16 protein-coding genes and 1 tRNA gene are annotated in these 19,004 nt (G+C 61.8%); 7 read left to right on the top strand and 10 right to left on the bottom strand.

What is annotated here, in order from left to right; all coding sequences use genetic code 11:
• Window positions 1–33: 33 nt before the first annotated feature.
• On the top strand, window positions 34–543 hold the full coding sequence (locus NFR47_RS00710; RefSeq protein ID WP_251213659.1) for a plasmid pRiA4b ORF-3 family protein: 510 nt from the start codon (window positions 34–36) through the stop codon (window positions 541–543).
• 253 nt (window positions 544–796) lie between these two features.
• Window positions 797–882, top strand: a tRNA-Leu gene (locus NFR47_RS00705).
• Window positions 883–939: 57 nt separating this feature from the next.
• On the opposite strand, the gene gpmA is transcribed toward NFR47_RS00705, so the two are convergent.
• The 3 genes from gpmA to NFR47_RS00690 are packed head-to-tail and all read right to left on the bottom strand — an operon-like array spanning window position 940 to window position 3,605.
• Window positions 940–1,683: a 2,3-diphosphoglycerate-dependent phosphoglycerate mutase gene (gene gpmA, locus NFR47_RS00700; RefSeq protein WP_251213658.1), complete on the bottom strand. Its 744-nt coding sequence runs from the start codon at window positions 1,681–1,683 to the stop codon at window positions 940–942.
• Window positions 1,684–1,695: 12 nt separating this feature from the next.
• On the bottom strand, window positions 1,696–2,712 hold the full coding sequence (locus NFR47_RS00695; protein ID WP_251213657.1) for a 2-hydroxyacid dehydrogenase: 1,017 nt from the start codon (window positions 2,710–2,712) through the stop codon (window positions 1,696–1,698).
• 41 nt (window positions 2,713–2,753) lie between these two features.
• The gene (locus tag NFR47_RS00690) at window positions 2,754–3,605 is read right to left on the bottom strand and encodes an AraC family transcriptional regulator (RefSeq protein ID WP_251213656.1); all 852 of its coding nucleotides are present in this window, start codon (window positions 3,603–3,605) and stop codon (window positions 2,754–2,756) included.
• 250 nt (window positions 3,606–3,855) lie between these two features.
• Here NFR47_RS00690 and NFR47_RS00685 point away from each other — a divergent pair, with 250 nt between their 5' ends.
• The 3 genes from NFR47_RS00685 to NFR47_RS00675 are packed head-to-tail and all read left to right on the top strand — an operon-like array spanning window position 3,856 to window position 9,596.
• The gene (locus NFR47_RS00685; RefSeq protein WP_251213655.1) at window positions 3,856–5,019 is read left to right on the top strand and encodes an efflux RND transporter periplasmic adaptor subunit; all 1,164 of its coding nucleotides are present in this window, start codon (window positions 3,856–3,858) and stop codon (window positions 5,017–5,019) included.
• Between the two features lie 3 nt (window positions 5,020–5,022).
• A complete protein-coding gene (locus NFR47_RS00680) occupies window positions 5,023–8,214 on the top strand; it encodes an efflux RND transporter permease subunit (RefSeq protein ID WP_251213654.1) in 3,192 nt (1,063 codons plus the stop codon).
• A gap of 2 nt (window positions 8,215–8,216) precedes the next feature.
• Window positions 8,217–9,596 carry a TolC family protein gene (locus NFR47_RS00675; RefSeq protein ID WP_251213653.1) on the top strand — a complete coding sequence of 460 codons (1,380 nt, stop codon included), beginning with the start codon at window positions 8,217–8,219 and terminating at the stop codon, window positions 9,594–9,596.
• Window positions 9,597–9,668: 72 nt separating this feature from the next.
• Here the strand turns inward: NFR47_RS00675 and NFR47_RS00670 are convergent, their stop codons facing one another.
• Window positions 9,669–11,099 (bottom strand): hypothetical protein, encoded by a 1,431-nt coding sequence (locus tag NFR47_RS00670; protein WP_251213652.1) that lies wholly within the window; start codon window positions 11,097–11,099, stop codon window positions 9,669–9,671.
• Window positions 11,100–11,161: 62 nt separating this feature from the next.
• Here NFR47_RS00670 and NFR47_RS00665 point away from each other — a divergent pair, with 62 nt between their 5' ends.
• Together NFR47_RS00665 and NFR47_RS00660 are read left to right on the top strand one after the other, a co-directional pair.
• Complete coding sequence (locus NFR47_RS00665) at window positions 11,162–11,374, top strand: hypothetical protein (protein WP_251213651.1); 213 nt, start codon at window positions 11,162–11,164, stop codon at window positions 11,372–11,374.
• 173 nt (window positions 11,375–11,547) lie between these two features.
• Complete coding sequence (locus NFR47_RS00660; RefSeq protein WP_251213650.1) at window positions 11,548–12,315, top strand: CDGSH iron-sulfur domain-containing protein; 768 nt, start codon at window positions 11,548–11,550, stop codon at window positions 12,313–12,315.
• Window positions 12,316–12,368: 53 nt separating this feature from the next.
• Here the strand turns inward: NFR47_RS00660 and floA are convergent, their stop codons facing one another.
• The 6 genes from floA to mtaB are packed head-to-tail and all read right to left on the bottom strand — an operon-like array spanning window position 12,369 to window position 18,994.
• Window positions 12,369–13,337, bottom strand: a complete 969-nt coding sequence (gene floA / locus NFR47_RS00655) for a flotillin-like protein FloA (RefSeq protein ID WP_275556992.1) — start codon at window positions 13,335–13,337, stop codon at window positions 12,369–12,371.
• 14 nt (window positions 13,338–13,351) lie between these two features.
• Window positions 13,352–13,819 (bottom strand): NfeD family protein, encoded by a 468-nt coding sequence (locus NFR47_RS00650; RefSeq protein WP_251213649.1) that lies wholly within the window; start codon window positions 13,817–13,819, stop codon window positions 13,352–13,354.
• A gap of 48 nt (window positions 13,820–13,867) precedes the next feature.
• On the bottom strand, window positions 13,868–15,409 hold the full coding sequence (locus tag NFR47_RS00645; RefSeq protein ID WP_251213648.1) for an SPOR domain-containing protein: 1,542 nt from the start codon (window positions 15,407–15,409) through the stop codon (window positions 13,868–13,870).
• Window positions 15,406–16,851 (bottom strand): TrkH family potassium uptake protein, encoded by a 1,446-nt coding sequence (locus NFR47_RS00640; RefSeq protein WP_251213647.1) that lies wholly within the window; start codon window positions 16,849–16,851, stop codon window positions 15,406–15,408. Before NFR47_RS00640 ends, NFR47_RS00645 begins: the two co-directional genes overlap by 4 nt.
• Window positions 16,852–16,858: 7 nt before the next feature.
• Entirely contained in the window at window positions 16,859–17,653 is a 795-nt protein-coding gene (locus NFR47_RS00635; RefSeq protein ID WP_251213646.1) for a hypothetical protein, read from the bottom strand.
• Between the two features lie 42 nt (window positions 17,654–17,695).
• Entirely contained in the window at window positions 17,696–18,994 is a 1,299-nt protein-coding gene (mtaB, locus tag NFR47_RS00630) for a tRNA (N(6)-L-threonylcarbamoyladenosine(37)-C(2))-methylthiotransferase MtaB (protein ID WP_251213645.1), read from the bottom strand.
• Between the last annotated feature and the right edge of the window lie 10 nt (window positions 18,995–19,004).

The raw sequence follows: 19,004 nt of genomic DNA, 5'->3' as shown, positions 1-19,004 counted from the left end.
AACATTCGCAAACTTATAGCAAACTACGACCCTATGTCAATGATCTTCCGTTTCCGCATGCTGAGCGACGAAAACGACCGTTTCGTCCGCGACTACGAGGTGCAGTACGACACTACGCTGCTCGATTTCCACCGTTTCATCCTCTCCTCGCTCGAATACGAGGAGTGCATGGCGTCGTTCTTCACCGCCGACGACCGTTGGGAGAAGCAGCGCGAATTCACCTGCATGGATATGGGCGAGGGGGAGGGTGCTCCCGAATCCATGGAGCGGGTGACCCTCGGACAGATTATCCACAACAGCCGCGACCGGCTGATCTATCTGTTCGATTTGTTCGGCGACCGGGCTTACTATCTGGAACTCACCGGGACTTACGAGGCCGAAAAGGGGGCTTCCTATCCTCGTGAAATCTTCGCCCAGGCCGAGGTTCCCGACCAATACGACCCCTCCCGAAACCGCGTCGACGACGAGGGTTCCATCTTCGACGACATGATGAGCGATTTCAGCGATTTCGAGGGCGACGACAATTACGACGACGAATATTAGCGTCCGGCCCGGCCATCCCACGCAAACGCCCCGACACTCTCCGCCGGCCCGGCCCGCAAGTAAACATTCCGCGACAGCCAACGCCTGCCCGGCCCGCAAGTAAACACCCGAAGCCCCGGCAATCCCTCGCCGGCCTGTCCCGCCACCGTCGGATTCCCGCAGGCTGACGCCCCCCCCCGGCCCGGGCGCAAAGTTTTGCGAAGTCGCGTTTTTTTGCTACTTTTGCCGTCGCTTCCCGTTTCGGGACGCGGTCGCTCGGATGGTGGAATAGGTAGACACGCCGGACTTAAAATCCTGTGACCAGCAATGGTCGTACGGGTTCGATTCCCGTTCCGAGTACAACAGCAAGGTTGCCCGCCACCACGGCAGGCAACCTTGTTCTTTTATGTAAGGAAGTCATTTCCGGCCCTGCGCCGCTACGGCCGCCATCGCCGCGGCCACTTTCCCGGGGTCGCCCAGAAAGTAGTCGCCCACGCAGTTCAGCCCCTCGTCGAATTCAAATACATAGGGCATGGCCGTCGGCAGGTTCAGCTCCGCTATGGCGTCGTCCGAAATCCCTTTCAGGTGTTTCACGATTCCCCGCAGGCTGTTGCCGTGGGCCACTACCAGCAGCGCGTCGCAGCGCGCCAGCTCCGGCAGTATCTCGCATTGCCAGTAGGGCAGTGTCCGTTTCACGGTCTGCGACAGCGATTCGGTCAGCGGCAGTTCGGCTTCGGGTATCCCCTTGTAGCGCAGGTCGAAGCGTGGGTTGCGCGGGTCGTTCGCCGCCAGCGGTTCCGGCGCCACATCATAGCTGCGGCGCCATTCGTACACCCGTTCTTCGCCGTATTTTTCGGCCGTCTCGCGTTTGTTCAGTCCTTGCAGTGCGCCGTAGTGTTTTTCGTTCAGCCGCCAGCTTTTCGCCACTTCTATCCAGTCCTGGTCCAGCGCGCCGAGTACCAGGTCCAGCGTCTTCACCGCCCGTTTCAGATACGACGTGTAGGCTTTTCCGAAGCGGAATCCCTCGTTCCGGAGCAGTTCTCCGGCTTCGGTCGCTTCGGCCCGGCCGCGGTCGCTCAAGTCCACGTCGGTCCAGCCCGTAAATCGGTTTTCGCGGTTCCATTGGCTCTCGCCGTGGCGGAGCAGTACGATTCTTTTCATAAGTTGCCGTCGTTACGCCATGCCCGCCACCGGGTCGGGGCATACTATGTTGGTCAGTTTCTTGCCTGCGTCGAATTCCAGCATGTTTTGCAGGGTCACATGCGCTATGTTGTCGAGCGCCTCACGCGTGAAAAACGCTTGGTGGGAGGTGACTATCACGTTGTTGAACGACAGCAGGCGCGCCAGCACATCGTCGTCCATAATCCGGTCCGAGGTGTCCTCGTAGAAATAGGCCGCTTCTTCTTCGTAGACGTCCAGCCCCGCCGCGCCGATTTTCTTCTCTTTCAGACCGTCGATCAGCGCTTCCGTGTGAATCAGTTGGCCGCGGCCCGTGTTGATGATCATCACCCCCGGTTTCATCCGCCCGATGGCTACGTCGCCTATCATGTAGCGCGTCCCGTCCGTCAGCGGGCAGTGGAGCGAAATCACGTCCGAGCGTTCGTAGAGTTCGTCCAGCGCCACATACGAGATGCCCGCTTCCCACGCGAAGCGTTCGTCGGGATGGGGGTCGTTGGCCAGCACTTCCATCCCGAATCCCTTCAGTATCCGAATCAGTTCGCGGGCTATCCGGCCCGTGCCTACGATTCCCGCCGTCTTGCCGTACATGTCGAATCCCAGCAGGCCGTGCAGCGAGAAGTTACCGTCGCGCGTGCGCCAGTAGGCACGGTGGATTTTGCGGTTCAGCGACAGCATCAGCGCCACCGCGTGTTCCGCCACCGCGTGGGGAGAGTAGGCGGGCACCCTCACCACCGACACCCCGTGGCGTACGGCCGCCGTCAGGTCCACATTGTTGAATCCCGCGCAGCGCAGCGCTATCAGTTTCACGCCCATTTCGGCCAGCTGGCGGATGGTTTCGGCGTCGGCCGTGTCGTTCACGAATATGCACACCGCATCGGCCCCCGACGCCAGCGCTACGTTCTGCGCGTTCAGGTGGCTCCGATGATAGCATATCTCGAATCCGTAGGCGGCGCCGGCCCGGTCGAACGCTTCGCGGTCATAGGGCTGTACGCCGAAAAAGGTGACTTTCATAGCGGAGACTTTTTCCCGTCTCCTTTGCAAATTCCGGGCCCTTACTCCTTCGCGTGGCGGTATTCGGTGGGGGAGTAGCCTGTGTGGTGCTTGAAGTAGCGGCCCAGGTACGACTGGTCCGGGAACCGCAGGCGGTAGGCGATTTCCTGCACCGACAGGTCGGTCGACTGGAGCAGCATCTTGATTTCCAGCACCACCGCCCGGTCGATGAATTCCTTCACCGAGCTGTGGACCATCCGGCGCACGATGCCCGACAGGTAGCGTGTCGTGATGCACAGACGGTCAGCATAGAACGCCACTTCGCGGTGGGTCGTGCAGTATTCGTGAGTCAGGTCCACAAAACGGTGGAACAGGTCCGTCTGCCGCGACCGTTTGTCCGGCGCCGTCCGGCGCTGCGTGCCGAATCGCAGGTACTTGTCATAGCTTCCCAGCAGCATGTTTTGCAGGCGGTTGCGGATAATCGTGTTGCGGTATGTGTTTTCCTTGTCGCGATAGGTGTATTCCATCATCCGGAACCACGCTTCGGCCCCTTCGGCCATTCCGTCGGTCATCGTACCGAGCGGGCATTCGCGCAGGGCCTGGAAAAAGGCCGGTTCAAGACGGAACGCCGCTTCGGCAAACATCTCTTTCGAGAATGCGCAGTAGTTCATCCGGAAGTCTTCCGTGCAGTCGGTCAGCATCAGCACCCACCCGGGCAGCAGAAACAGCCACGTGTTGCGTTCCAGCGTTCCCCGGTGTTGGTTGACCGTCGCTTCCGCGCGGCCTCCCGTGCACCACGCCAACGCAAAGCTCCGGCAGCGCGACGCATAGTTGCCGTAAAACGCAAAGTCGGAGTTCCCGACCGCAAATTGTTCTTCGGGGGTGGTCACCAGCGGGTCGGCGGATGAAAACATAGGCTATTTATTTGAGCGTTCGTATACTACGAACGTTTCTTCCGGCGTTAGTTCTTCCGTAAAGCAGGCTTCGCCGAAAGGTTACCGGTGCAAAACGTTATTCTTTTTTCGGACAAAAATAGCGTTTTTTCGTTCGCCAAGCCGAAAATCATTCCGAAAATGAACAACACTTTTCGCAATATCCACTTCGCAGCTTCGCAAATTTAGCCTATTTTTGCATCCTTGATATATATATAACGTAGAAAGAAAGATGATTATGAAGCAGAAATTCGTAAAAGCGGCCGTCGCAGCCTGCTGCGCCGCGGCCGTCGGCTGTGTCGAAGCTCCCGTCGCCGCGGGTCCCGAGCACTACGCCGTCCAGACCGTCGCCACTTCCGACCGGGAGATTCCCGTTTATTATTCGGCTACCGTCCGCGGGCGGCAGGACATAGATATCTATCCCCAGATTTCGGGCACCGTTTCCGAGCTTTGCATCACCGAGGGCCAGCAGGTCGACGAGGGGCAGACGCTCTTCATCATCGACCAGGTGCCTTACAAGGCCGCGCTTCAGACCGCCGAAGCCAACGTCGCCGCCGCCAAGGCCGGGGTTTCCACCGCCAAGCTGGTCCGCGACAGCAAGAAGCAGCTTTTCAGGCGCAAGGTCGTTTCGCAGTTCGACCTCTCTTCCGCCCAGAACCAGCTCCTCACCGCCGAGGCTCAGCTCGCGCAGGCCGAGGCCCAGCGGGTCAGCGCCGCCAACAACCTCTCCTATACGGTTGTCAAGGCTCCGTCCAAGGGCGTTGTCGGCACTTTGCCGTTCCGCGTCGGCGCTTTGGTCGGTCCGTCCGCCAAGCTCACCACCGTTTCCGACAATTCCGAGATGTACATCTACTTCTCGATGACCGAGAACCAGCTGCTCAACCTCACCCGTCGTTACGGCTCCACGGCCGCTACCTTGCAGAACATGCCCGACGTGCAGCTGCAGCTCAGCGACGGGTCGCTCTACGACCACTCCGGGCGCGTCGAGTCCATCAGCGGCGTCATCGACGCTTCGACCGGCAGCGTCCAGCTGCGTGCCGCGTTCCCCAACAAGAACGGGCTGTTGCACAGCGGCGGGTCGGGCAACATCATCCTGCCCTCCGTCTATAAGGATTGCATCGTCATTCCCCAGACCGCTACGTTCGAGATCCAGGACAAGGTCTATGTCTATAAGGTCATCGACGGCAAGGCTTCGTCGGCCATGATCGACGTCGAGAAGGTTACCAACGGCCGCGAGTACATCGTCCGTTCGGGCCTTGAGCCCGGCGAGACCATCGTCGCCGAGGGCGTCGGTCTCCTGCGCGAGGGTACGCCCATCGTCCCCAAACAACCGCAGGCCGAGGCAGAAGCCGTGGCCGAAACCGTTCCCGACGCCCAAACCGCCAAGGAGGAATAGCCCATGACACTCAGACACTTCATCGAGCGCCCCGTGCTGGCGTCCGTCATCTCCATCGTCATCGTCATCGCCGGTCTGATCGGTCTGGCCACGCTGCCCATCGAGCAGTATCCCGACATCGCGCCGCCTACGGTCATGGTCCACGCGTCCTATCCCGGCGCCAGCGCCGAGACCATCCAGAAGTCGGTCATCGTGCCCCTCGAGGAGGCCATCAACGGCGTCGAGGACATGATCTACATCCAGTCCAGCGCCACCAACGCCGGTTCGGCTTCCGTCACCGTCTACTTCAAGCAGGGCACCGACGCCGACATGGCTACGGTCAACGTGCAGAACCGCGTCGCCACCGCCACCGGGTCGCTGCCCGCCGAGGTCACCCGCATCGGAGTCACCACCATGAAGCGGCAGACTTCCATGCTGCGCGTCTTCGCCTTGAACAGCCCCGACGATTCCTACGACGAGGTCTTCCTCGCCAATTACATGAACATCAACATCAAGCCGCGCATCCAGCGTATCCAGGGCGTGGGCGAGTTCATGGCCCTGGGCGCCGATTACGCCATGCGTATCTGGCTCAGACCCGACGTCATGGCGCAGTACGGGCTCGTTCCGTCCGACGTCACCTACGCGCTCTCCGAGCAGAACATCGAGTCGGCGGTGGGGCAGTTGGGCGAGAATTCCGACAACGCGTTCCAGTATACCATGAAGTACCGCGGCCGCAGGATGACGCCCGAGGAGTTCGGCAATATCGTCATCCGCTCCACCCCCGACGGGCAGGTGCTGCGGCTCAGCGAGATCGCCGACATCGAGCTCGGCGGCGAGTCCTATGCCTATAAGGGCTACGCCAACGGCCACCCCGGCATCGCCGCCATGGTCTTCCAGACCGCCGGGTCCAACGCCACGCAGGTCGTCGAGGACATCGAGGACCTGCTCGACGAAATCCGCGCCGAGCTGCCCAAGGGCATCGAAATCGTCAGCCTTCAGAACGTCAACGACTTTCTCTACGCTTCCATCAACGAGGTCGTCAAAACCCTCTTCGAGGCCATCATCCTCGTCGTGCTGGTCGTCTACGTCTTCTTGCAGGACATCCGGTCCACGTTGATTCCCACGGTTTCGATTCTCGTCGCACTTATCGGTACCTTCGCGTTCCTCTCCGTCGCCGGGTTCTCCATCAACCTCCTGACGCTGTTCGCCCTCGTGCTCGCCATCGGCACCGTCGTCGACGACGCCATCATCGTCGTCGAGGCCGTGCAGGCGCGTTTCGACGCCGGGTACAAGTCTTCTTACATGGCCACCATCGACGCCATGTCGGGCATCACTTCGGCTATCGTCACTTCTACGTTGGTCTTCATGGCCGTCTTCATCCCCGTCGCCATGATGGGCGGTACGTCGGGCGTCTTCTACACGCAGTTCGGTCTGACCATGGCCGTCGCCGTCGGCATCTCCGCGCTCAACGCCCTTACGCTGTCGCCCGCGCTCTGCGCCATCGTCATGAAGCCCTATATGGACGAGAACGGCGAGATGCGCGACAACTTCGCCGCCCGCTTCCGCAAGGCGTTCAATACGGCGTTCAGCGCCATCGTCGGCAAATACAAGCACGGCGTCATGTTCTTCATCAAGCACAAGTGGCTCATGTGGGCTACGCTCGGATTGTCGTTCGCTGCTTTGGTCGTGTTGATGAATTCCACCAAGACGGGTCTCGTCCCCGACGAGGACCAAGGCACCGTCATGGTCAACGTCACCACCGCTCCCGGCACTTCGCTCGCCGAGACCGACAAGGTCATGCAGGAGGTCGGGCGCCGGTTGCAGGGGATTCCCCAGGTCCGCGACTTCAACCAGGTCGCAGGTTACGGCATGATCGCCGGGCAGGGCAATTCCTACGGCATGTGTATCGTCAAGCTCAAGAATTGGGAGGAGCGCCCCGACAAGCAGGACGCTGTCGATGCCGTCATCGGGCAGATCTACGCCCGCACCGCCGACATCAAGAACGCGCAGGTCTTCGCCGTCGCACCGCCCATGATTTCGGGTTACGGTACTTCCACCGGGTTCAACATGTTCTTGCAGGACCGCACCGGGGGCGACATCCGCGATTTCTATAATGTCTACCTCCGGTTCGTCGGCGCCCTGAACCAGCGTCCCGAAATCGGCCGCGCCTATTCGACCTTCGACATCAGTTTCCCGCAGTACGTCGTCGACATCGACGCCGCCAAGGCCAAGCGCGCCGGGGTTTCGCCCACGGAGATCCTCTCCGTGCTCTCGGGTTACTACGGCGGGCAGTACATCTCCAACATCAACCGTTTTTCCAAGGTCTACCGCGTCACCATGCAGGCCGACCCCAAGTACCGTCTGGATACCGAATCGCTCAACAACATCTTCGTGCGGATGCAGTCCGGCGAGATGGCTCCCGTCAGCCAGTTCGTCGAGCTCACCAAGGTCTACGGTCCCGAGGTGCTCAACCGCTTCAACCTCTACAATTCCATCGCCGTCACCGGTACTTCGGCCGACGGTTATTCGTCGGGCGACGCCATCCGGGCCATCCGCGAGACGGCCGCCGAGGTGCTGCCCAAGGGCTACGGATTCGAGTTCGGCGGCATCACGCGCGAGGAGGCGCAGACCGGCAGCAACACCGTCATCATCTTCGGCATCTGCATCCTCCTCATCTACCTTATCCTCAGCGCTTTGTACGAGAGTTTCATCATCCCGTTCGCCGTCATCCTCTCCGTGCCGTGCGGTCTGATGGGTTCGTTCCTCTTCGCCAAGTTGATGGGGTTGGAGAACAACATCTATTTGCAGACGGGTCTCATCATGCTCATCGGTCTGTTGGCCAAGACGGCCATCCTCCTCACCGAGTACGCCGGCGACCGCCGACGCGCTGGCATGAGCCTCACGCAGGCCGCTGTTTCGGCCGCCAAGGTCCGCCTGCGTCCCATTCTGATGACCGTCCTGACGATGGTCTTCGGTATGATTCCGCTCGTCCTCGCCAGCGGCGTGGGCGCCAACGGCAACTCTACGCTCGGCACAGGCGTCGTCGGCGGCATGATCGTCGGTACGCTCGCCCTGCTGTTCCTCGTCCCGACGCTTTTCATCGTGTTCCAGGCGTTGCAGGAGAAAATCAAGCCGTTGGAGTTCGACCCCGCCCCGCAGTGGTCCGTCCGCGCCGAGGTCGAAGCATGCAGAAACCAGAAAGAAGAAGAGCTCTGATCATGAAAAAGTTCATCATCCTGTGCCTGGCCGCCGCATCGGTCGGCTGCGGCATCTACAAGCCCTATACCCGCCCCGAGATTTCGACCGACGGGCTCTACGGCTCGGCCGAGAGCGCCGACACCGCCACCTTCGGCAACGTCCGTTGGCAGGAGGTCTTCACCGACCCGCACTTGCAGTCGCTCATCGAGGAGGCTCTGGCCAACAACACCGACCTGCAGTCGGCCCATTGGCGCGTCAAGGAGACCGAAGCGTCGCTCAAGTCGGCACGGCTCGCTTACCTGCCGTCGTTCAACTTCGCGCCGCAGGGGAACATCAGCAGTTTCGACAACGGCCCCGCCGTCAAAACTTACAGCGTCCCCATCACCGCCAGCTGGCAGTTCGACATCTTCAACGCGCTCACCAATACCAAGCGCAAGTCCAAGGCGCTCTACCTCCAAAGTATCGAGTACCGCCAGGCCGTGCGCACGCAGTTGATCGCCAGCGTCGCCAACCTTTATTATACGTTGCTGATGCTCGACAGCCAGCAGCAGGTCACCCGCGAAACGGCCGACCGTTGGAAAAAGAGCGTCGAGACCATGCGTTCCATGAAGGAGGCCGGCATGACCACCGAGGCCGGGGTCGCTCAGTACGAGGGTAATTACTACGCCATCGAATCCTCGCTCCGCGACCTCGACCACCAGCTACGCCAGGTCGAGAACAGCCTTTGTTCGCTCCTCGGGCGTACTCCGCAGGCCGTCGGGCGCGGGTCGTTCTCCAGCCGCCACCTGCCCCGCGAAATCACCGTCGGCGTTCCCGTCCAGCTTCTTTCCAACCGGCCCGACGTCCGCGCTTCCGAGTTCGCCTTGATGCAGGCTTATTACGCCACGGCCGAAGCCCGGTCGGCGCTCTATCCCTCCATCACCCTCAGCGGGGCGGCAGGGTGGACCAACAGCGCCGGGTCGATCATCGTCAATCCCGGTAAATTGTTGCTCAACGCCGCGGCTTCGCTCTTGCAGCCCATCTTCAACGCCGGGGCCAACCGCGCGCGCGTCAAAATCATGAAGGCCCAGCAGGAGGAGGCCAAGCTCTCGTTCCGGCAGACCCTGCTCAACGCCGGGGCCGAGGTCAACAACGCCTTGTCGCAGTACCAGACGGCCCGCGCCAAAAGCGAGCTGCGGGCCAAGCAGATCAAGGCCATGAAGCGGGCCGTCGAGAGCACCGAGTTGTTGATGGAGCATTCGTCCACCACTTACCTGGAGGTCCTCACCGCCCAGCAGTCGCTCCTCTCGGCCCAGTTGTCGCAAATCGCCGACCGCTTCGACGAGATACAGGGCGTAATCAACCTCTACCAGGCCCTCGGCGGCGGCCGCGACACCGAGCCCGAGCCGAAGAAAAAGTAACGCCACTTCCGGCCAAATGAAAAATCCCGGACTTGCCAAGCAAGTCCGGGATTTTTTGCTCTTTCCCGAGTTCTATTCGTCTTTCACACAGCGTACCTGCATGCCGTTGGCGCGGCCCATCGGGCGGCCGTTGCGTACATCGCTCGCCGCCACGTCGTCCGCCTTGTACCAGAAGCAGAAAGCAGGGGAGAGCGCTCCCACCTCGCCGGCGGTCCAGTAGTAGCCTACCCACGGCTGCATCTCCACCGCCCGCGCAGGCAGCGATTCGTCGAAATAGTTCTGCACGCTCGCATCGCGCCAGCTCCGGCGTCCGGCGCCCGCAAAGTACGATTCGGCCGTTCCGTCGCCCAGCGTCCAGCCGTACTGCGACGCGTAGTCGGCGTCCGCGGCCAGGTCGTCCTTTATCGACAGGTTGTCGAAAGCCGACACAGGGGCCACCCGCCACCCGTGCGGGCAGGGGTCATAGAGCGTTTTCTCCTCCTCCGACCAGCGCACCGTCGTGCCGCCTTGCAGCCAGTCGGCATCCTTTTCGGCCGCCGTGATGAATTCCAGCGGGTGTTCCACCGCATAGGCCATCGTGCCCGTCTCGGCCGTCGACGCCGTCGCTTTCAGCGATACGCCCGTTCCCGAGCCGTCGTACATCTTCGCCGAGACGCCGCCCGACGCAGCATTGTAGGTCAGCGGGCCGATAAACGGTTCCTTGCGGCCCCATTGGTAATAGAGTCCGTAGGAAGCCAGCTTCTCCGCCGCCGTCGCATGGCTTTCGGTCCGGGCGCCGAGGTTGCGGGCCATCAGCGTGCGGCCGTTCAGCACCAGCGGCTGTGCCTCCGGGTCGAAGTCCGCCACCCATATGTGCCAGCTCCACAGCAGTTTGTCATGTGCATCGTAGGCGCCTATCAGTGCGTTGCCCTCCTTGATGCGGGTCGCATCGTCTTTGTCGGCACCTATATAGAACGAGCCTTTCTGCCCGTCGAAATGCAGGTGCTGCACCAGCTCCGACGCCGACTGCCAGATGATTCCCAGCCGGGCCGTGGCCAGTTCTTCCTCGCCCTCGCCTTTGTGCAGGGCGTCGAACAGGTATTCCGTCTCTTTCTTGTTCGCCAGATAGCTGTTGGCAGGGTAGGCGCTCAGGTCTTCCGTTCCCGCAATGCTCACGAACAGGGTGCCCGAAGCCACCGAGCCGCCACCGCCCGGCACGCCGGTCAGCACCACTGAGCCCGACGACGCCGTCTCGCCCTCTATGGCGGCAGGGGCCGTCACCGTCAGGGTCTTCTCCGCCGCGTTGACCTCGATTTGTTCCCAGCCAGTCGGGCGGGAGGTCACCGAAAGGGTCCGCAGGTCGATGTTGTCGGTCGTGAAAGCCACCGTCGCCGTGCGGCCCTGCGACAGATAGAGCGCCGGGCGGTCGAAACGGATGTCGCCCGTCTCCTTCTCCTTGCCGCACGCCGTCAGCAGCGCCGCAGCCATCGCAGCCGCGGCCGCCAGTCTTGCCAATGATTTCATATCGTTCAATTTATCGTCTTCCGAAAGTACAAAGATACGAATTTTGACAAACCAGCAAAATCATGGCAAAGAATACAACGCAGCGCCAGGTCATCTTAGACTTCGATTTGAATGCGTCGGGTGCCTTGAAGCCGGGATATAAGAAACCCCGTTCTGCGGGAACGGGGGCGGGAGAAATGGTCATATCTTTTTTCTTAAATCCGGCCACCGTTTCTCACGTTGCCGACGTGCGGATCGTCGGGCGAAAGCATCCAACCCTACGATTAGCGCTGTAAAAAGCAAACCTGCAATTGCACAGAATAATCGGTCCATCGCAAATGATGTTATAGTAACAATGCAAATATACTAATAAAAGGTAAACTTAAAAACTCATCCGGCGGCACGAACAGTTCCGTTGGGAACAATTATTGCCGTCCGCTTTACAAACGTACCGTTCAACCCTGCAAGTATGTCCGCACACAAAACTCCCACGGATTCCGACCCGGCCGCTGGCCGGGTCTCCGTCACCGTCACCGAAAAAGGGCCCTACTTGGTCTACGGGCGGCCGCCTTTCTGCGAGCAGTTCATCATGCCCGACCCCGACAACGAAAGTTGGTATTTCCAGGAGGGGCGCCATTTCTCCACCGAAGCGGAGCCTACGGCGCTCTGCCGGTGCGGGGCTTCGCAGCGCAAGCCTTACTGCGACGGGGCCCACGTCCGCGCCGACTGGGACCCGCAGCTCACCGCTTCCCGGCGGCCGCTGCTCGACGGGGCCGACAAGACCGAGGGCGCCACGCTCACCATGACCGACAACCCCCAATATTGCGTCTTCGCCCGCTTCTGCCACCCTTTCGGCGGGGCCTGGACGCTGACCGAGCTCTCCTCCGACCCCGAAGCAAGGCGGCTGGCCGTCCGCGAGGCTTCGATGTGTCCCAGCGCGCGGCTCACAGCTTGGGACAAGGCTTCGGGCACTCCCTACGAGTTCCGTTTCGAGCCCAGCCTGGGCCTTATCGAAGACCCCGCCGTCGGCGCCAGCGGCGGGCTGTGGATTCGCGGCGGCATTCCCATGCGCCGCGAAAACGGCGAGTTCTACGAGCTCCGCAACCGGGTGGTGGTGTGCCGCTGCGGGCAGTCGGCCAACAAGCCCTATTGCGACGGCACCCACGCCGCCGTCAAGTGGCGCGACGGGCTCCAGGGCGACCCCGTAGGCGAGACCCTGCCCGAGGAGGTGTATTAAAAACGAAATGGCCGGCCCCGAGGGTCGGCCATTTCGTTTCCGGCGTCTGCCGTTTATTTCTTCTCCGGCCGGGCGATGGATTCGCGCATGGTCGTGTCGGCCATCATGTTCTTCATCCTGTAATAGTCCATGATGCCCAGATTGCCGTTGCGGAACGCCTCGGCCATCGCCATCGGCACCTCCGCTTCGGCCAGAATCACCTTCGCGCGCGCATCCTGCGCCTTGGCCTTGTTTTCCTGTTCCAGCGCCACGGCCATCGCGCGCCGTTCTTCGGCCTTGGCCTGCGCGATGTTCTTATCGGCCTGCGCCTGGTCCATCTGAAGCTGTGCGCCGATGTTCTTGCCCACGTCGATGTCGGCAATGTCGATCGAAAGTATCTCGAACGCCGTTCCCGCGTCGAGCCCCTTTTCGAGCACCACCCGCGAAATCGAATCGGGGTTCTCCAGCACGATTTTGTGCGAGGCCGCCGAGCCTATCGACGAGACGATTCCTTCGCCCACACGCGCCAGCACCGTCTCCTCGCCCGCGCCGCCGACCAGCTGCTTGATATTGGCGCGCACCGTCACCCGGGCCTTGGCTATCAGCTGGATGCCGTCCTTGGCCACCGCGGCTACGGGAGGCGTGTTGATGACCTTGGGGTTCACCGACATCTGCACCGCCTCGAACACGTCGCGGCCCGCCAGGTCGATGGCCGTCGCCATCTTGAAGTCGAGCAGGATGTTGGCTTTCTGGGCCGAAACCAGCGCATGCACCACGTTCGAGACGTTGCCGCCCGCCAGGTAGTGGGCTTCCAGTTCGTTGGGATTGAGTTTCAGCCCCGCCTTCGTGCTTTCGATCATCGACGCCACGATGGTCGAGGGCGGAACCTTGCGCCAGCGCATCAGAATCAGTTGCAGCAGGCTGATGCGCACGCCCGAAACCAGCGCCGAGAACCACAGCCCCACCGGCACGAAATAGAATACGAGCCAGATGGCGAACAGGCTCACGAAGACAATCAATGCAATCAATGCGGGTTCCAACATAATCTTATGGTTTTTTAGTCGGTTGTTTTAACGATGACGCTGAAGTTCTCGAAGCCCGTCACTTCCACTTCCCTGCGCGGGTCGACATAGGGACCCTGCGACTTGGCTTCATAGATGCGGCCCCCGATTTCCACCTTGCCCATGGGCGACAGTCGCGAAAGGGTAGTGCCGCGGTCGCCCACGCGGAGTTCTTCCTCGGGGCGGGGCATCGACGACGAGCGTATTTCCTGCTTGAGCGAGAAACGCTGCCATGTCTTGGCCCGCAGCGACACGACGGTCGCCACCAGCGACAGCAGCCCGATGGCCAATATCGCCGCAACGCCCGCCAGCGGGCCTAAATTGCGGAACGCCAGGTAAATGGCGCTTCCGTAGCATACCAGCGACAGCACGGCGCCCACCGACACGCCCGGCAGGAAAACCAGCTCGGCCACCAGAAACAGCACCCCGAAGAGCACCAGCAGAACAACATAGAACATATCCATAACCGCAGGTTTTGATGAATACGTTATAAAGGTAGCGAAATTTTCCGGTTATTCGGCCGTTTCCGCAATTTTTATTTCCAGGTCGGGGTCGGCGCGCCGCACGGCCTGGGCCACCTGTTCGGCCACGGCCCGGTCGTCGAACATCCCCACGATGAATTTCTGCCCCGCGCGCGACAGCCCCGCACCGCGGGCCGTGCGGGCGATGGCCTGCTTCACTTCGTCGGACAGCGGCCCCGGGGCGGCGATTTCCACCCGGTACGTTTCCGCCGCCGCATCGCCGTCGAGCGAGACGTTGCGGTACTCACCGTCGTGCCACACCACGATTTCGGGCCGCGCAAAGCCGCGTTTCTTCAGCCGGGCCTGCGCTTCCTCGGCTTCGCGGCGGGTGGCGAATCCGCCCGCATAGTAGCACCACTTGCCGTCGCCGTCGATCAGATACGACAGCGGCGCGGCCCCCCGGAACGTCGACACCGGGCGTTTGGTGCTGAAACGGCCCAGCAGGATGCGGTAAATCGTTCCCCGCGAGTAAATCCGGCACTCGGGAATCGGGTGGCGGGTGTCGTAGGGCGACACCGACGGAAAGGCAATGTCGTCGTAGACCAGGAAATAGCGTTCTTCGACCTCGCACCGCGGCAGCCGGTAGTCGACCGTGCAGAGCTGCATGGAGACATTGCGCAGCGAATCGGCCGCCCGGGCCAGTCCCAGCACATGGGCCACCGTCACCTCGTAGTCCACCAGCACCTGCTTGCGCAGTACGTAGTCCACCACCTCGTCCGACGCCGTGGTGCCTTGCAGTTCGGCAAACGTGCGGGCCATTTCGGCCAGAGCATCTTCCTGCACGGCAAGCAGTTCGGTGTGGCCCAGCTTGTCGAGCATGTAGTCGTAGGCATAGCTCTTGTTGTCGAAAATGTAGTTCCACGCCCCCGACAGCGAATCGGCCAGCGTGCGGTTCAGCCCGTCGAGCGTCTGATAGCTGGCGTAGATTTCCAGCGCCTCGGCTTCGGCCGTTGCCGCACGGTAGGCGTCGGCCAGCTGGCCGAGGGTCGTATGGTTGGCGCAGTAGCGGCGCATCCACTCGGCCGCCCGGCATTCGAGCTGCTGGGCCCGCTGCAAGGCGGCATAGTCCTGCGCAGGCAGTTCGTCGCGGAAACAGCGGTTGTCCGTCAGGTTGCGCACCCCCTCCGTCCGCACGGCAGGTGCGGGCGGCGCCGCGGGTTCGGGTTCGGCCGTCGCCTTGTTCAGATTGGCCAGCACCCATTCCTGTTCGATGGTGTTGATGCGGTCGATGATCCGCCCTTTGGCCGTGCGTATCTCGAAAATGCGGTTTTCCAGCTCCAATATTTCGTCGGCCAGCGCCGCACGGTCGGCTTCGCGGTCGTCGCGCAGGCGCCGCCGCAGCCCCTCGACCGCATGGCCCACCGAATCCTCGCGCTCCTGCAGCCGGGCATCCTCTTCCAGCAGCGACATGTATTCGCCGTTGCCCTCCAGTCCCGCGATGCGGGCTTCGACGGGAGGCTGCGAAGCACCCGTACCCACGGCTCCGAACAAAAGCGCCCCGAGCAGGCCAATATTGCGCAATAACTTGGTCATCGCCACCATTTGATGAAAAAGAGCTGAATAAGTCCGAATATCTCCAGACGCCCGAAGAGCATCAGAAACGAATCGAAGAGTTTGAGGGCCGCCGGAAGTTCGGCGTAGGTGTTCATCGAACCCACCTGCCCGAATCCGGGCCCCACGTTGCCCAGCATCGCCACCGAGCCCGTGAAAGCCGTGGTCAGGTCGGTGCCGCAGAGCGCCGCAAAGACCGTTCCGGCGGCTATGAGCATGAAGTAGGCTACGATAAAGGTCATCACCGTGTGCAGGAATTCGGTCTCCTGCACCACGCCGTCGAGCCGGATGCGCAGGACCGCATTGGGGTGCTGCTGCTGCCGGAGCCGCGCCCGCATCATCTTCACCGCCAGCACCAAGCGGTTGATCTTGATGCCGCCCGACGTCGAACCCGCCGACGCGCACACGATGGAACCGGCAATGAGCAGCACCACCGCCAGCGGAGGCCACAGATTGGTGTCGGCCGTCGCGAATCCCGTGGTCGAGACCAGCGACACGAACTGGAACAGCGCATAGCGCAGCGAGGTCCCGAACGTAGGGTAGAGCCCCGCCGCATAGAGCGTCACGGCGATGACCGCCGCGCCCGCCAGCAGCAGACCCACGTACCAACGGGTCACCTCCGAACGGAATATGTTGTTGCGCTTGCCCGTCACGGTGGCGTATATCAGCCCGAAGTGGATGCCGGCCAGCGTCATGACCAATACCAGAATCGCGTCTATCGAGGGGCTGTTGTAGTAGGCGATGCTCGCGTTGCGGGTCGAGAATCCGCTCGTGGCGCACGCCGACATCCCGTGGCACACCGCATCGAACCAGTCCATGCCCGCCAACTTGAGCAACAGCGACGAGAGCACCGTCAGTCCCACGTAGACCACCAGCAGGATGCGCACGATGATTTGCGTGCGGTAGCGATAATTGTCTTTGGCCAGCGTCGAGAGCTCCATGTTGGAAAGGGTCATCTTGCTGCGGCCTATCGAGGGCAGGATTACCAGCGCGAACATCACCACGCCCATGCCGCCTATCCACGTCGTCGAGATGCGCCAGAACTGCATGCCGCGGGGCAGGACCTCTATGTCGGTCAGCACGGTGGCGCCCGTCGTCGTGAAGCCCGAGACGCTCTCGAACAGCGCATTGACGAGGCTGAATTCGCCGCCCCATATCAGATAGGGGAAGGTCCCGACCACGCAGGCCACCAGCCACGAAGCCACCACCACGCAGAACCCCTCCTTGTTGGTGAGCTGCTCTTTCTTCTCCACGAAAATCAGCGGGAAAGCGCCCAGCAGCGCCGTCAGCAACGCCGCGAGAAGCAGTGCATAGAACGACGAATCCATGCCGCCGAGCCACGAAATGCCGGCCGACAGCAGCATGAACCCGGCGATGAACAGCATCACCATGCCTACGTACCTCATTACGACATCTACCCGCATCGCCCCTCTACGCTTTGTTCTGCTTCAGAAGCGCTATCAGCGCGTCGATTTTCTCACGGAGTTCGAGCACCTCGTCCTTCAGGTCGCCCTTCACCGCAAACGGCACCCGGAACGTCAGCCAGTCGCCCAGCCCCTTGTTCATCTGGACGATGGGATTGACGCAGTATATCGACATGAAGTAAAAGAGCATCAGCACGATGGCTATCATCACCGACAGCGAGATCAGCACCGGCGTCACCGCGCGGTAGGCGTTCTTCTTCATCTGCTCGGTGCGGGGGGCCAGCGAACTCTGCGTCGAGGTCATGTAACTCTTGATAGCCGCCGTGAGCCGTTCGTAGACCGCTTCGTACTGGTCGTTGTACCACCGGGCTCCCACCGGGTCGGCGTAGCCTGCCGCCGCGGGTTTCGACGCAGGGCGTTCCGACACGCCGAACGCCAGATAGTTGTCCGTCAGCAGGCGCAGTTCGGTCGCCGCAAAGGCCAGCGAATCGAGAAACGATTTTTCCAGCGCTTCGTGCTGGGCCGCCTGCAAGCTGCTTTCGAGCCGTTCGAGGCTGGCCATGCACAGGCTGTCATACTGCCGTTCGCCGAACACCGCCAGCCGGATAAGCGCCACGTTGTGGCCGTGCGCCGCGTCGAGCATCGTCTTCGCCAACTCGATGTTGCGCTGGTTGGTCCGCAATATGCCGTCCGTGTCGCGGCTCAGGCGGCTCAGTTCCACCAGCGAGACCATCCCCGAAAAGAAGAGCAGGCAGACGATACTCAGGAATCCGATCGTCACCCTTCTGCGCATACCCGTCATATAGCTTTCTCTAATTATTGTATAAGCCTGCAAATATACTTATTATTCCCGGATTTCTCCCCACAAATCGTGCGAATCGTCCATCGCGCCCAGCCGGACCCGGCACACGGCGTTGATGCGCGCAGGGTCGTAGGGGGCTTTCACGCGGCGGTATTCGCCCGTGTAGCCGAACATCAGCCCGCCGCGCATCGTGCTCTCGAACAACACTTCGGCTTCGGTCCCCGTGCCGCGGGCGCAGAATTCGCCGTGCAGCCGTTCGCACAGCTCTTCCAGTTCGCCCGCACGCCGCGTCGCCACCGATGCCTGCACCTTGTCCGGCAAATCCACTGCCGGAGTGCCCGCACGTTCCGAAAAGGGGAAAATATGCAGGAACGCAGGTTGCAGTCCGGCCAGAAAGTCGTAGGTCGACCGGAAGTCGGCTTCCGTTTCGCCCGGGAATCCCACGATGACGTCGATTCCGATGAACGCATCGGGCATCGCACGCCGCACGGCCGCCACCCGCTCGGCAAACCGGGCCGTGGTGTAGCGGCGGCGCATCAGCCCCAGTATGCGGTCCGAGCCGCTTTGCAGCGGGATGTGGAAATGGTGCTGGAACTTGGGCGACGAGGCGCAGAACGCGATGATTTCGTCGGTCAGCAAGTTGGGCTCGATGGACGAAATGCGGTAGCGGTCGATCCCCTCCACGGCGTCGAGCGCCCGCAGCAGGTCGATGAACTTCTCGCCCGTCGTGCGGCCGAAATCGCCCGTGTTGACCCCCGTGATGACGATCTCGCGCTGGCCCGCCGCCGCTATCTGCCGCGCTTCGTCGACCAGGTCGGCGATGGGCATGTTGCGGCTCGCTCCGCGGGCGTAGTGGATCGTGCAGTAGGAACAGCAGTAGTCGCAGCCGTCCTGGACTTTCAGAAAAGCCCGCGTGCGGTCGCCGCTCGAAAAGGCCGCGAAGAACGAGGTCAGCGAATCTGTGTCGCAGCTGAAAACCTGTGCCCGGCACTTGCCCCCGAGCGCGGCGACCCGGCGGTACAGCTCGCCCTTGTCGTTGTTGCTCAGCACCAGGTCCACCCCCTCGATGGCGGCGATTTCCTGCGGCTTGAGCTGCGCGTAGCACCCCGTCACGGCAATGATGGCCTGCGGGTTGCGGCGGTGGAGCTTGCGAATCAGATTGCGGCATTTCTTGTCGGCGTGTTCGGTCACCGAACAGCTGTTTATCACGCAGATGTCGGCCGGAGCGTCCGCCGCCACGCGCTCGAAACCGCCGCGCGCGAACTCGCGGGCCAGCGTCGAGGTCTCCGAAAAGTTGAGTTTGCAGCCTAAGGTATGGAAATTGACTTTGCGAGGTGACATAACGGGATAT

The organism is Alistipes muris, assembly GCF_943193205.1.
In the GTDB taxonomy this organism is placed as follows: Bacteria; Bacteroidota; Bacteroidia; order Bacteroidales; family Rikenellaceae; genus Alistipes; species Alistipes muris.
Note: the sequence above shows the minus strand (reverse complement) of the source record. Positions and strands in the feature narration are given on the sequence as shown.